The organism is Pseudoalteromonas sp. SG45-1 (genome assembly GCF_014164135.1).
Classification (GTDB): domain Bacteria; phylum Pseudomonadota; class Gammaproteobacteria; order Enterobacterales; family Alteromonadaceae; genus Pseudoalteromonas; species Pseudoalteromonas distincta.
In genome coordinates, this window is sequence record NZ_JACJEP010000001.1 from 218,472 (window position 1) to 232,879 (window position 14,408).

Consider the following 14,408-nt stretch of genomic DNA (forward strand, 5'->3'; position numbering starts at 1 on the left):
TACAGCAAATATTTCAGATGAACAAAAGCGTATTAAACATCGATTAGTTAGGCTCTAATCCTGAGTATAAGAATAAATATAGTTTATGAAAGCAAAAAAAAAAGCTAGCACAGTAAAAAGGCTCATAATAAATAATCATTATGAGCCTTAAAATTATTAAGCAGGTTAAAGTGTTAACGACTTTACTTGCTGTTTAGTAGATTTAACCTTCGAAATCACTATCGTTATGGCGCTCTGCCATTTGATCTTCTTCAGGGCCCCATGTGCGATTTACGCGGCGGCCGCGCTTTACAGCAGGGCGATCAGCAACTTGTTTTGCCCAACGAACAACATGAGTGTATGAGGCAACATCTAAAAATTCAGCTGCATCATATAAGTCGCCTAAAACAAGCGAGCCATACCAAGGCCAAATTGCAATATCGGCAATTGAGTATTCATCACCCGCCATGTATTCATTTTCGCTTAAATGACGATTTAACACGTCAAGTTGGCGTTTAGTTTCCATGGTAAAACGATCAATAGGGTATTGCATTTTACTTGGTGCGTAACTATAAAAGTGACCAAACCCACCACCTAAGTATGGCGCTGATCCCATTTGCCAAAATAGCCAGTTACGACACTGCGTTTTAGCTTTTAAATCCTTAGGGATGAGTACATCAAATTTTTCAGCCAAATATTGTAAAATAGAACCCGATTCAAAAACGCGAGTAGGTGGGGTAGTTGAATGATCCATTAGCGCTGGGATTTTTGAGTTTGGATTAATATCAACAAAGTCAGATCCAAACTGATCGCCATCACCTATGTTTATTAAATATGCGTCATAGTCTGCATCGGTGCAACCAAGCTGTAAAAGCTCTTCAAACATGATTGTAGCTTTTTGGCCATTTGGCGTAGCAAGAGAATAAAGCTGAAATGCGTGCTCGCCAATAGGTAGAGTTTTGTCATGAGTCGCGCCTGCAATTGGGCGGTTAATGCTGGCAAATTTACCGCCACTTTCACTTTCCCACGTCCATACTTTTGGTGGCGTGTATTCGTTTTGATCACTCATAAATAACCTCAATGTTAAATGGAAATGTTTAATACTTACTCATAAATGTGGCCATAAAAAATTAATTAAAGGCCCTAAATATTTAATTTACCGACCTTTTAATTTATCGGCTTTTGCTAATCTATAACCTAAAAACAACCCGCTTAGCGCTCCAAATAAATGGCTTTCAAACGATACATGATAGCGCTGAGGTAAAACACCCCATATAAAACCGCTATAAAGTATAGCCACTACAACTGCAATTATAATTGATTTTAATGAGCGTCTTACTAAGCCGTAGCATAGAATAAAGCCCCATAAACCATATATAACACCGCTTAAACCAACATGTATGTTACTGCGCCCAAATGCCCAAACTAAAAGTCCACCGATTAGAGCGGTAAAAATAAATACGTTATAAAAACGTTTTACGCTGTACTGGCAAATTAGCCAACTTAATACTACAAATGGGATCATATTACTGGCAAAGTGCCACCAGCTACCATGTAAAAAAGGTGCGCATAGTATGCCAATTAATCCTTGGATACTGCGTGGATATATGCCTAAACCATTAAGATTTATGCCAGGTAGACTATTGATCACCTGTAGTACGAAGCAAATAACAACAATACTAAATATTGCGAAACGGGTACTTGTTAGTAATGACAGTGTGGTTGGCTTGGTTGCCATATAATCGCCCTAATTGACTTTAAGAGTTGCCAGTATAGGAATTGTATTTGCTAATGAAAAGCAATTAAAAAAGCACAGCATTAAATGCTGTGCTTAATTTTAATTATTACTCACTATTAACCTAATTTAGTTAATAGTTTTTTTGCAGCTAGTTCAGAGCTTGCTGGGTTTTGGCCGGTAATTACTAAACCGTCTTCTAGTGCTAATACACCCCAGTCGTCAGTTTTTTGATAATCGCCACCTTTTTTAATTAGCTCGTCTTCAACTAAAAATGGCACGATATCGGTAAGTTGCACTGCAGCTTCTTCAGAGTTAGTAAAACCAGTTACTTTTTTACCCGCTACTAGTGCATTGCCATCGGCATCTTTAACATTTAAAAATGCAGCACTTGCATGACATACCGCAGCAACAGGTTTTTGCTCTTTTACAAAGCTTTCGATAAGAGAGATTGAATCTGTGTTATCAACTAAGTCCCATAATGGACCGTGACCGCCTGGGTAAAATACAGCGTCAAAATCGCTAGATTTTACTTCACTCAACACTTTAGTGTTTGCCATAAGTGTTTGTGCTGCGCTATCGGCGTCGTAACGTTTAGTTGCATCTGTTTGAAAATCGGCAAGTGTACTTGTTGGATCAATGGGTGGTTGGCCGCCAGCTGGAGACGCTAATGTTACTTCAACGCCTGCATCAACGAAGGCGTAATAAGGGGCTGCAAATTCTTCTACCCAAAAACCTGTTTTTTCGCCAGTGTTACCAAGTTCTGCGTGAGATGTAAGAACCATAAGTACTTTTTTAGACATTGAATATATTCCTTCTGATGATTGAATTAGTTTATCTTGCTTACCAATTACTATATGCACTAACACTGCTTTAAACAACGATGATAAATTTAACTTTATTGGTTTAATAATTGATACAATAAAAAGGTTGAATTTAAAACACACTACGGAGCATTTATGAAAGTGTCGTTTGAGCAGTTAAAGAGCATGGTTGTATTTGCACAAATTGTAGAGCAGGGCAGCTTAACCGCTGCTGCCAAACAGCTAGGGCTTACGCGAGCAGTTGCAAGTTATCATTTAAAAAAATTAGAAACGCAGCTTGAAGTTACTTTACTAAATCGCTCAACCCGTACCATGGCGCTCACTGAAGCGGGCATTGCTTATTATGAGCGTTGTAGAATAATTACCGAACAAGCTAATGCGGCTAATCAGCAAATAGAAAATATAAAGAGCGAGCCACAAGGTTTACTTAAAATTAGTTGCCCAGTAAATGTGGGAATGCAGTTAATTGTGCCTGCAATAAATACGTTTAAGCGCCAATATCCTAAAATTCAAATAGACTTACAGCTTACTGACGATGTGGTTGATATTATTAAAAATGGGTTTGATTTTGCAATTAGGGGCGTGGCACTGAGTGACTCCAACTTGCAGGCAACCAAGCTGACTACAATGAGCACTTGTATTTGTGGCGCGCCGGAATACTTTGCACATTTTGGTAAACCTAAAACGCCTTTAGAGCTAGCAGAGCAACAATGGGTCGTTTATCAATTGGGCAGTAAAACATTAACACTTCAAAAAGATGGCAAAAAACACGATATTACAATGCAAGGCGCCTTAAGCACCAATAATGCCGCTGCTCGTACTGCTTTTGTTGAAGCAGGGCATGGCATTGGGCGTATTCCGCTTTACGATGCGTGGCCAAAAGTGCAAGCTGGACTGCTTGAAATAATATTAGATGATTATAAAAGCAAAGATATTGAGCTTTACGGGGTATTTCCGCCAGGGGCTGCGGGCTCTAAAAAGCTACGATTGTTTATTGATTACTTAAAAGCATACTTTGTAAAACAGCATACCGCTTTAGGTATGCTGAAAAGTACTTAATGAGTAGTTTTTACAGCATTTATAAAGTTCGGCTAAATAATGCCACCGCTTGTTGATACATATTTATCGCAAGGGCTGCATCGTATCGCTCACCTTCATCACGCATAAAGGCATGCTGTGCGTTAACTTCCTGCCACTGGTAATTGATGCCTGTGCTTACGCATTGCTGGTATATTTTAGCGCGGCCTTCTTTTGGCACATGCGGGTCTTGTTTGCCCCATATAAAGTGAATTTCGCCTTGTATATCAGCCATACGCTCGAATGAGTTATTTCCAGGTTGCGCAGGTAATGTATTGCTGTGAATATCAGTTGCGTATAAACAAAAAGCCGCATTAATTTCAGGATTTAGTGCCGCTCTGTAAGCTAAGTGACCGCCAATACATACGCCCATTGCGCCGACGGAGCCTGTGCAATAGCTTTGTAATCTAATGAAGTCGATCATAGTTTGTGTGTCACTGTCGTGGTGCTCAAGTGGCTTTGCCCACTTGTCGGCATTGCCTTTGTCTTTACCTGTATCATCATAAGCAAGCACAGTGCCTATAGGGTTTAACTCATGAAACACTTCAGGCACTAACACTACAAAGCCATGGCTTGCTAAAATAGCTGCGCTGCGTGCGATGGGGGCAGTTTGCTGAAATATTTCAGAATAAAAAATGATAGCAGGGAACTGTCCTTGCGCTTGAGGGCGATATACAGTTGTTCGCATTAAACCTGTCGGTGTTGGCAAGTCAGCATTATGTTGTTGGATTATCATAAAAAGCGCTCAGTAAAATAAAATTATATATGCTGATATGGTAACTGAGCGCGATAAAATATACGACTTTTGTCGTTGAGTATTTATACCAACCTGCATAAATCTTTGATCAATTTAACGAATTAAATTTCACTACAACGTCGTTAAAAATTTTTTATTTAGAACAACTAGATAAAAAAATTTTTGCCTAGTTCTAGCGTAATTTTCTTAACGTTAAATAGACCCCATATATAAGCAGATTGGTATTAAATACTTGCAGGCATTTTATTACAACTGGCGTAGTAACTTACCGTAGCCGGCCAATCTGAAAAAATACCCATTACCCCCACGTCCTTTGCGAGTACGTCGACTACTGTCATCATGTCGCCATCGTTATCTATAACATCAGCAATTGATTGATAGTAATAACCTCCACCTTCATTAAGCGGGCCCGAGCGCTCAAGGCTCCATGCAATAAGCTTTAAACCAGCTGCTTTTGCGTCAATAGCGTATTGCGATGGCACAATATTACTTTCGTTATCTATTGTTAGCATCATCCAAATTGGAGGAGCTAAAATCTTCACCCCATTAGCCACTAACTCATCCATACTCGGTTGCCATGTTTGTGGGTTACTTGGATCAAATCCGGCTTCACTGTCACGTCCATCTAGGTATACGCTTTTATCTGCAAAGTCAGGGTTATTGTTAATCCAGTATTTTACGTCTTCAAGGTTAAATGATTGCGGATAAACTTTTGAGGCTGGCACACCCATTTGCGTGTACTCGTCTAGCATTTTTTGCGCATATTGTTCTTGTGTCATTCCATCAAATGGCATACTTACTTGTGGCGATTTTAGCTCTGGTGTCATTTTTACACCTAGCTCATTAAACAGTGCAATGCTTTGTTTATGGGTCATCAATGTGCCGTTGGTGGCATATAAATCAGTGCGCCAACTTGGTGTGCCATCCATGTAATCGGCTACGGTCGTTGCATTAGTGTTTGCACCATCCATTTTACCTTCAAGGGTTAAAAACTCCGCTAAGCTTATATCGCTGGTACAACATTTTGCAGAAGCGGCAATACCATTAGCAGGGTCGGCTGGTGTAAATGGCACACTGCATTTAGCTGCAAGTTCAGGAATGGCTAGAATATTAGTTGTGGTATGCAAATCGCATTGAGAGTGGCGACAAACAAGCTCTTTGTCGTTTGTAAATGTAACATCGCATTCAACAATACCAGCGCCCATTCTCGCTGCCGCAATGTAGGCTTCTTTAGTGTGTTCGGGGTATTGCATTGATGCACCGCGATGACCAATAGAAAAATCGGTGCGGTAAAAAGGACCTTCGCTGCATGACTCTAATTTTGTTTTTAGTGTGCTTTGAGCCATATCGTTAATTAAATAGTCAGGGCGAGTCCCTAGCTGAATATTTACTCCTTCAGCAACCTCTACAACAATGGGCGTAGGTACTTCAACAATTTCCACTTCGGTGTTGGTAACAACCACTTCTTTTTCTACTATTTCTACATCGTCGTCGCAGCCTGCAAGTGTGGCTAACAATATACAGCTTGTAAGTAAGGTAATACGTTTCATTGTTTATCCTTAAAAAAGTAAAATTTGTACTACCTTAATGATTTTTAATGACAATTTTGCTACAAGCTTATTAATTTACTTTTTTATTAAGCATTTGATTGACCAATAATGCACCTAACATTATAGCAGCCCCAATACTTAACCTGACTATATCGGCATCTCGGTTCCAGATCAGCACGTTAATTATAATCCCAGCTGGGATAAGCAAATTATTCATAACTGCCAAAGCACCTACGTTGACAAGGGTTGCGCCTTTATTCCACATAAAGTAACCAAGTCCTGATGCAACCAACCCTAAATAAATTAGTATGCCCCACTGTGTGATAGTGGTTGGTAATTTGTTTGAGTTACCAAATAATGCATAGCAAATTGTGGCAATAATAAGTGCGCCTATAAAAAACCATCCAAATACGGCTTTGTCATCAAGCTGATTGTTATTCATTAAGCGTTTGTAGGTAACTTGGCCTACAGCAAAACTTATATTCGCCCCTTGAACGATTAATAAGCCGATTATGAAATCGCTATTTAGGTTTTCGTAACGAATAGTAATTGCACCGATTACAGCAATTAGTGCGACTATAAAAAAGCGTGGGTTAAAGCGTCTGTTCAATACATCATTTAGCAGGGTAATGTACAAAGGAGTCATTACAGTAAATAGCAGCACTTCGGGAACGGTTAAAAATAAAAATGAGTGGTAGTAAAAGCTATACATAACACCAAGTTGTATAGCGCCAATCAGCATAAGCTTTAAGGCTAAAGGTTTAGGCGTTTGTTTGAGCTTTAAAAAAGGTAAAAAAATCAGTGTTGCCAGTGCTATGCGTATTAATACGCTAAACCAAGCGTCAACTTGGCCTGCTAAATACACACCAATTAAACTAAACGAAAACGCCCAAAGCAAAGTGACTGCAAATAAGTACTGCATAACCATCATCTTTTAATAAATATTGAGCTAAGTTTATCTGTTATATGTGAGGGTATAAACAATAAAAAGCCCGCAAGCGGGCTTTTATAAAAGTGAGCTTAATAAATTAAGTTATTTACTCAACTAAACCACGGCGCTTAAGTAATGCGTCGGTAGTTGGTTTTTGACCTCTAAACTCAATGTAGCTTTGCATTAAGTCGCGGCTGTTACCTTTAGATAGGATTTCTTTACGGAACTTATCACCATTTTTACGTGTTAAGCCGCCGTTGTTTTCCATGTGTGCAAAGGCATCGGCTGCAAATACTTCAGTCCAAAGGTATGCGTAGTAACCCGCAGAATAACCACCGGCAAATGTATGGCTAAAGTAGTTTGATTTATAGCGCGGTGGTACAGGGTAGTAATCAATACCGTGTGCTTTTAGCGCATCGCTTTCAAACTTTTGAACATCAGTAATTTTTTTATCTGAGCCAAACGAGTGCCATTCCATATCAAGTAAAGCAGCTGCTAAATATTCAGTGGTACCAAAACCTTGGTTGAATTTTTGCGATGCAAGTACTTTATCAAGTAAAGCTTGTGGAATTGGCTCACCTGTTTTGTAGTGTTTGGCGTAGTTAGCAAGTACCGTAGGTTCAATCATCCAATCTTCATTCGCTTGCGACGGAAACTCAACAAAGTCACGCGCTGTAGCAGTACCTGCTAAGCTTGGGTATTTAACGTCAGAGAATAAACCGTGCGCCGCATGACCAAACTCATGGAACATAGTTGACACTTCGTCAAACGTCATTAACGTTGGCTCGCCTGCAGCAGGTTTTGGAATATTTTGGGCATTGTAAATTACAGGTTTAGTGCCTTTTAAGCCGCTTTGACTTACGTAAGCGCTCATCCATGCACCGCCACGCTTACCTTCACGTGCGTATGGGTCTAGGTAAAATAAACCGATGGCGCTGCCGTCAGCGTTGAATACTTCGTAGGCTGTAACATCTTCATGATAAACCGGTAAATCTTTACGCTCTTTAAATGTAATACCGTATAGCTTGTTCATTGCAAAGAATAAACCATCGTGAATTACAGAATCCATTTCAAAGTAAGGCTTAACAAGGGCAGGATCTAAGTCGTACTTTTCAGCACGTACTTTTTCTGCGTAAAAAGCCCAATCCCATGGTTTAAGCTCAAAGCTTTCACCTGAATCGTTAATTACTTTTTGAATAGCAGCTGCTTCAATTTTAGCTTTTTCAACTGCTTTTGGTGCTAGGTCATCTAAAATGCCGTACACGTTGTCAGTTGTTTGTGCCATACGCGAAGTCATTACATACGATGCCCAATCTTTAAACCCTAGTAGCTCTGCTTTTTGAGCGCGGAGGTTTGTTTCTTCAATAATAATTGGGCCGTTAGTTTTTGCTGCACGGTTAGCAGAGGCTTTAAATATTTGCTCACGAAGGTCGCGGTTTTCAAGGCTTGATAAAATTGGCTGTTGGGTCGTATTTACCAGCGTGATCATGTAGCCGTCTTTACCTGCTTTTTTAGCAGCGGCCGCAAGACCTGCAATTTCACCTTCAGAAAGGCCAGCAAGTTTAGATTTATCGGTAACTACAATGACATCTTCTTTAAACGATTTTAAAATGTTTTGAGAAAACGCAGTAGAAAGCTCTGCAAGTTGTGAGTTGATTTCACGCATTTTTGCTTTTTCAGCGTCATTTAATTTAGCGCCTGCTTTTACAAATTGCTTATAGTAAAAATCCACAAGGCGTTGATCTTCAGCATTAAGCGAGTCTTTGTTGTCGTAAATAGTTTGTACGCGCTTGAATAATGCACCATTTAAGTAAATGTCGTCAGAGTGAGCAGATAATACCGGCGCCATTTTTTTACTTATACGTTGGTATTCGTCATCAGAAATCAAACCTGAAAGGTTATAAAAAGCAGCTGATACACGGTTTAGTAGCTCGCCAGACATTTCCATTTCAACTAATGTATTTTTAAAAGTTGCAGGAGCTGGGTTGTTAGCAATAGCTTGTATTTGCGCAGTATGCTGAGCAATACCAGCATCAAAGCCGGCTTCGTAGTCTTTTGTACCAAACTTATCAAACTCAGGTGCCATGTATTGTAATGGGCTTGGTTTGAATAAAACATTGTTTGCGTTCATGTCTTGCACTTGTGCTGCGCTCTCTTTTGCCATGTCTTGAGGTTCGTTAGAAGAACAAGCCGATAGGATTAGGGCACTAGCAATAGTAGTGGCGATCAGGGTTTTACGCATAATAACTCCATAAAAAGATTAGCCGAAATAGGCTTTGCGAGTCGAAAAACCTAGTTAACTTATCAAATTTGTGGGTTTATACAATAAAGTTTATCGGTATTAAGGGGGATTTGAACGCAAATTAGCTAATAATTAGTATTAAGGTGGGTAAAAGTAGCTCTAAAATCAAACGTTAAAGCTACTTAATTATACGATTGTGTGCTTGAGAGGGGGTTAGTTATAACCTAAAACAAATTTTTTCTCTGAGCCAAAGCTATTAGATTGCTGCCCAAACTCTTTATTAATAGTTGCTAGAGTTTGCTCTTGTTCGGCCAGCAAGCACAAAACTTTATTTCGGTAATCTAGGCTGCTTTCAAACAATTTTAAATCTACCTGCGGCTGCAAAGTAGCGAGTCTTTGATTTAGAGTAAGTTGTGTCATATGTGATCTCCAGTGCTTGTACACTATTTATATAGCACTCGGTGCAATAAAGAGTTAATAAATTGTTTATAAAATTCATATTGAACTTATTAACTTGGCGTTTTAGTTATATTATGACGTGCTAAGCTTAGCGAAAACTGAACCACACTTATTTTTAGTGAACAAATAACAATCAAAAAAGATATTGGGAACACTTATGACCCTCGAACAAATTAATCAATACTTAGCCTTTGTAATATTCACTTATAACGATGTGAATATTACGGTAGCAAAAGTAATTCAAGTGCCACTTATATTGTTTGCTATGTGGTTTGTAGTCACACGTATTGGCAAGCTTATTAAAAAAACATTACTCGCTAAAAAAATAAGCCAAGATGCAGTGCATTTGTTTACTCGTATTTACTTTATTTTAAGTATCGCAATTTTAATTTTTACATCGCTTGAAGTGCTCAGCATCCCGCTTACGGCATTTGCTTTTGTATCCGGTGCGATTGCTATTGGTGTAGGTTTTGGTGCACAAAACATTATTAATAACTTTATCAGCGGTTGGATATTGATGTGGGAACGTCCAATTCGCATTGGTGACTTTTTAGAGGTAGGTAACGCAAAGGGCGTAGTTGAAACTATTAATACGCGTTCTACACGTATTCGCCGAAATGACGGCGTACATATGCTTATACCTAATTCTCAATTGCTCGAAAATACAGTAACAAACTGGACGCTGATAGATGGCAATGCACGCTCATCGGTCAGTGTCGGCGTTGCGTATGGTTCAGACGTTATACTGGTTAAAAAGCTTATCCAGCAAGTGCTTGATGATCATGACGCAATATTGGTTAATCCAAAGTCATCAGTGTTATTTGATGACTTTGCAGATAGCTCGCTTGTATTTAATGCTATTTTTTGGGTATGCGCCGAGTCTGAAACCATGCTTAGAAAAGTGCGCAGTGATATTCGTTTTAGTATTTATGCTGTATTTGAAGAGCATGATGTCGTGATTGCGTTTCCACAGCGCGATATTCATATAGATGGTGAAATTGCTTTTAAAAGGTCGTAGTTCTAATAAAAAAAGTCGCTTGCGGGTGACTTTTTTATGAGTAACCACAACGTTTCTATTTTGGGTTAATATGTAAAGCAATCCATTTTTCCTACTTTACTTCGCGATCTTCAATAAAGGACATATGTCCTCATTATTAGGTTTTTGCATCTAAATATTGATAAAAACACGTAATCTTGTAGTTAAATGTTGCAAAAAAGTTTCCATTTATGTTCATATTTATGCAGTAAAATTATTACACAATGGTATAATCTTAATCGTTCGTTCAGCCTTGTTACTCCGTTTTGTACTCTCGGTGATGAGGTCCGCGCGCCATATAGCAAGTCGCGAAAAATTGTACGAGCCCGCAATGAATACATTGCGCAACACAAAAAACCGTTGAACAAGAGTGCATACTAAAGGTTAATACCCGACATGAAATCATTAAAGAAATCTGCAATAGCGACAATTATTAACGCTGCACTACTATCTGCTGCTGGCACATCTATTTCAGCATTCGCCGCTGAAGAAGAAACGGCTAAAAAAAGCAATCAACTAGAAGTTATTCAAGTTACCGCCCGTAAACGCGTAGAAAATGCACAAGAAGTACCTGTAGCTGTATCTGCATTACAAGGTGATAACCTTGATGCATATAGCTCTGCAGGTATGGATATTCGCTTTTTAAATGCGAAAATTCCAAGTTTATCTATTGAGTCTTCATTTGGTCGTTCATTCCCACGCTTTTACGTTCGTGGTTTAGGTAATACCGATTTCGATTTGAATGCATCACAACCAGTATCACTTGTTGTTGATGAAGTAGTTCAAGAAAATGCAATTTTAAAAGGTTTCCCAGTATTTGATGTTGAACGCGTAGAAGTATTACGTGGTCCTCAAGGAACGCTATTTGGCCGTAACACGCCAGCTGGCCTTGTTAAGTTTGATACTGTTAAACCAAGCCAAGAATTTGATGGTTATGGCTCTGTTTCATACGGTAGCCGTGGTGCTGTAGATACAAGTGGTGCTGTAGGTGGTGCTTTAACTGACCGTTTATCTGCTCGTGTTTCATTATTATGGCAAGACAAAGACGATTACATTGATAACCAAGCTCCAGGCTTTGAAGCTAAAGATGAGCAAGGTGGTTACACTGAAAAAGCGGCACGCGTTCAGTTTTTATATGAAGGCGATGATTTTACTGCTTTATTAAACTATCACACACGTGACTTAGATGGCTCACCAATTGCATTTCGTGCAAATGTAATTAAAGCGGGTACTAATGAGCTAGTAGATAACTACGAAAATGATGTTGTTTATCAAGATGCGGCATCTCGCTCTACTCAACAAGTAGAATCGGAAGGTGCAAGCTTAAAGCTTGAGTGGGAACTTAAAAACCACACAATCACTTCTATTTCTGCATGGGAAAGTGCTGAAATATATTCGCGCGCTGATATTGACGGCGGTTACGGCGGCTTCTCAATAGATGACGTTCCAGTTGCTATGGGACCTGGTTTTATTCCTTTCTCTTCAGAAAGTGCTGATGGCATTCCAGATCACAACCAGTTGACGCAAGAACTACGTTTATCTAGTAACTTTGATGGTGACTTAAATTATCAAGTAGGTGTATTTTACTTTGATGAAGAACTAACGATTGAAAACTTTAGTTATGACACTTCAAATAATGGTGTTTTAAATGGTTATGTTGAGCAGCAACAAGATACAACAGCATGGGCAGTATTTGGCTCTGTAGATTATGTCGTATCTGATGATTTAAAAGTAACAGCGGGACTTCGTTATTCAGATGATGACAAAGATTTTGTAGCTGATCGTACACTTAGCCCAATTGGCGCTGGTCCAAAAACTATTCCTGAAAACGTAAGCGATAGCCATGTAAGTTGGGATTTCTCTGCAAACTACAAAGTAAACGATGAAGTTAACTGGTACGGACGTGTAGCAAACACATTCCGTGCACCAAGCTTACAAGGGCGTATTTTGTTCAGTGAAAAAGTAACAACAGCTGAATCAGAAACAGTAACATCGTACGAAACGGGTATTAAATCAGACGTGTTAGACGGACAAGGTCGCGTTAATGCAACTGTGTTCTACTACACAATGAGCGATCAACAATTGACTGCTGTAGGTGGTGACACTAATTCTAGTAGCTTAATCAATGCAGACAAAACAACGGGCTACGGCTTCGAGCTAGACACACAGTGGGTACTAAGTGATGAGTTTAATGCAACATTTAACTTAAGCTACAATAAAACCGAAATAAAAGATGACAGTATATCAATACCAGTACCTGACCGTGACACATTAAACGTGACTGATCCAATTAATAATTCAGTCTTTGCTGTACTTGATGGTAATAGCTTACCGCATGCTCCTGAGTGGATCTCTAACTTTACGCTTCGCTACACTAAAGAACTTGCCGATGGTAACTTCTTCGCAAGCGGTGATATTTCTTATCGTAGTAAAATCAATATGTTCCTTTACGAATCAGTAGAGTTTGAAGGTAAAGAGCTTATTGAAACAGGTCTTCGTACAGGTTACACATGGTCTGAAGGCGATTACGAATACGAAGTTGCTGCGTTTGTTCGTAACTTATTTGACGAGCAACAAGTTATTGGTGCTGTAGATTTCAATAACAATACAGGTATTGTTAACGAAGAGCGTTATGTTGGTGCTGAATTTAAAGTTAACTTCTTCTAGAGATAACCTTAAATTATATTAATTTTTAAAAGCCTGCCTTGTGCAGGCTTTTATGTTTTTATAAAGCTGGTAAAGTAGCGTTAATTAATTTAAAGAGATAAAAAGATGGCTGGATTTTGGAATTACCGTGTAATTTTTTGTGAAGCAACGAAAGACGAAGCAGCGCAATATCAAATACATGAAGTAGAATATAACCTAAATGGTAAAGTAACTAACTGGTCAGAAACTGGCGCAGCCCCTTTTGGAACAACCTTAGATGAGTTGAAAGATGACTCTGAGCGTTTAAAAACTGCATTTGATAAACCAGTACTTAAAGTTGTACGTAAAACGCGTGGCTACGAGCTTGTTGATGTTGAAACGGGTGAGGAAGCAACGGGTGAGCCGCCAGCAGGCTTAACGCAATAACTGTATTTATATAAAAGGTGCTTAAGGCGCCTTTTTTATTGTCAAAATTTAGCTCAAGTTAAATAAGGAATGAGGATGACTTTAAAAGCAATATTATTTGATATGGATGGCACATTAGTTGATTCAGAAAGCATGCACTTTGTATGCTGGAGTAAATTACTTAAACCCTACGGTGTTAGTTATTTAGAAAATGATTTTTGTCAGCGCTTTTCGGGACGGCCAACTTTAGAAGCCGCAATTGAAATTAAGCAAGAGCATAACTTATCGGTAAGTGCACAGTTTTTAGCAGATGAAAAATACCGTTTATTTGGTGAATATGTAGTAACACATTTACCTCCACTGATGCCATTTACAGAGCAAACATTGAAAGCTGTAAAAGCGAGTGGCTTAAAAATGGCGCTAGTAACAGGCAGTGCTAAAAGTGAAGCTATGCCAATACTGAAAGGCTTAGGGTTTTATGAGCTGTTTGATACGGTGGTTACAAAAGATGATGTAACTAATCCTAAACCTGCAGGGGATCCGTATTTACTGGCACTTGAGCAGATAAATATACAACCTGGCAATGCAATTGCTGTTGAGGATACTTACACAGGGGTAACAGCTGCTAATAATGCTTTGTTACGTGTTGTAGCCATTGCCAATAGCCATACTAAAGATCACGACTTTAGCCAAGCTACCTATCAAATGAGCAACTTAGATGAGTTTTGGCAATGGGCGCAATCTCAACTATAGTTTAAGCCAACTTT

General features: G+C 39.0%; 13 protein-coding genes. 5 read left to right on the top strand and 8 right to left on the bottom strand.

Going from position 1 to position 14,408, the window contains the following annotated elements; genetic code table 11:
- Positions 1 to 202: 202 nt before the first annotated feature.
- The 3 genes from yghU to H5117_RS00960 all read right to left on the bottom strand — a co-directional run bounded on the left by yghU (position 203) and on the right by H5117_RS00960 (position 2,517).
- On the bottom strand, positions 203 to 1,048 hold the full coding sequence (yghU, locus tag H5117_RS00950; protein WP_024597039.1) for a glutathione-dependent disulfide-bond oxidoreductase: 846 nt from the start codon (positions 1,046 to 1,048) through the stop codon (positions 203 to 205).
- Between the two features lie 87 nt (positions 1,049 to 1,135).
- The gene (locus tag H5117_RS00955) at positions 1,136 to 1,717 is read right to left on the bottom strand and encodes a rhomboid family intramembrane serine protease (protein WP_002958175.1); all 582 of its coding nucleotides are present in this window, start codon (positions 1,715 to 1,717) and stop codon (positions 1,136 to 1,138) included.
- Positions 1,718 to 1,833: 116 nt separating this feature from the next.
- The gene (locus H5117_RS00960; RefSeq protein ID WP_024597040.1) at positions 1,834 to 2,517 is read right to left on the bottom strand and encodes a type 1 glutamine amidotransferase domain-containing protein; all 684 of its coding nucleotides are present in this window, start codon (positions 2,515 to 2,517) and stop codon (positions 1,834 to 1,836) included.
- A gap of 156 nt (positions 2,518 to 2,673) precedes the next feature.
- Between H5117_RS00960 and H5117_RS00965 the strand changes: the two genes are divergently transcribed.
- Positions 2,674 to 3,597: a LysR family transcriptional regulator gene (locus H5117_RS00965; RefSeq protein ID WP_182733496.1), complete on the top strand. Its 924-nt coding sequence runs from the start codon at positions 2,674 to 2,676 to the stop codon at positions 3,595 to 3,597.
- 19 nt (positions 3,598 to 3,616) lie between these two features.
- On the opposite strand, the gene H5117_RS00970 is transcribed toward H5117_RS00965, so the two are convergent.
- The 5 genes from H5117_RS00970 to H5117_RS00990 form a co-directional block, all read right to left on the bottom strand.
- A complete protein-coding gene (locus tag H5117_RS00970) occupies positions 3,617 to 4,351 on the bottom strand; it encodes a dienelactone hydrolase family protein (RefSeq protein ID WP_024597042.1) in 735 nt (244 codons plus the stop codon).
- A 245-nt stretch (positions 4,352 to 4,596) separates the two neighbouring features.
- A complete protein-coding gene (locus H5117_RS00975; RefSeq protein ID WP_182735973.1) occupies positions 4,597 to 5,922 on the bottom strand; it encodes a glycerophosphodiester phosphodiesterase family protein in 1,326 nt (441 codons plus the stop codon).
- Between the two features lie 70 nt (positions 5,923 to 5,992).
- A complete protein-coding gene (locus H5117_RS00980; RefSeq protein WP_182733495.1) occupies positions 5,993 to 6,844 on the bottom strand; it encodes a carboxylate/amino acid/amine transporter in 852 nt (283 codons plus the stop codon).
- Between the two features lie 115 nt (positions 6,845 to 6,959).
- Positions 6,960 to 9,095, bottom strand: a complete 2,136-nt coding sequence (locus H5117_RS00985; protein WP_024598247.1) for a M3 family metallopeptidase — start codon at positions 9,093 to 9,095, stop codon at positions 6,960 to 6,962.
- Between the two features lie 213 nt (positions 9,096 to 9,308).
- Positions 9,309 to 9,515, bottom strand: coding sequence for a hypothetical protein (locus H5117_RS00990; protein ID WP_002958182.1), 207 nt, complete (start codon positions 9,513 to 9,515; stop codon positions 9,309 to 9,311).
- 196 nt (positions 9,516 to 9,711) lie between these two features.
- Here H5117_RS00990 and H5117_RS00995 point away from each other — a divergent pair, with 196 nt between their 5' ends.
- From H5117_RS00995 to H5117_RS01010, 4 genes are all read left to right on the top strand, one after another.
- Positions 9,712 to 10,572: a mechanosensitive ion channel family protein gene (locus H5117_RS00995; RefSeq protein ID WP_002958183.1), complete on the top strand. Its 861-nt coding sequence runs from the start codon at positions 9,712 to 9,714 to the stop codon at positions 10,570 to 10,572.
- Between the two features lie 414 nt (positions 10,573 to 10,986).
- A complete protein-coding gene (locus tag H5117_RS01000; RefSeq protein WP_182735974.1) occupies positions 10,987 to 13,257 on the top strand; it encodes a TonB-dependent receptor in 2,271 nt (756 codons plus the stop codon).
- Between the two features lie 105 nt (positions 13,258 to 13,362).
- Complete coding sequence (locus tag H5117_RS01005; protein ID WP_002958185.1) at positions 13,363 to 13,662, top strand: hypothetical protein; 300 nt, start codon at positions 13,363 to 13,365, stop codon at positions 13,660 to 13,662.
- A 75-nt stretch (positions 13,663 to 13,737) separates the two neighbouring features.
- Positions 13,738 to 14,394, top strand: coding sequence for an HAD family phosphatase (locus H5117_RS01010; RefSeq protein WP_024595667.1), 657 nt, complete (start codon positions 13,738 to 13,740; stop codon positions 14,392 to 14,394).
- Positions 14,395 to 14,408 lie beyond the last annotated feature (14 nt).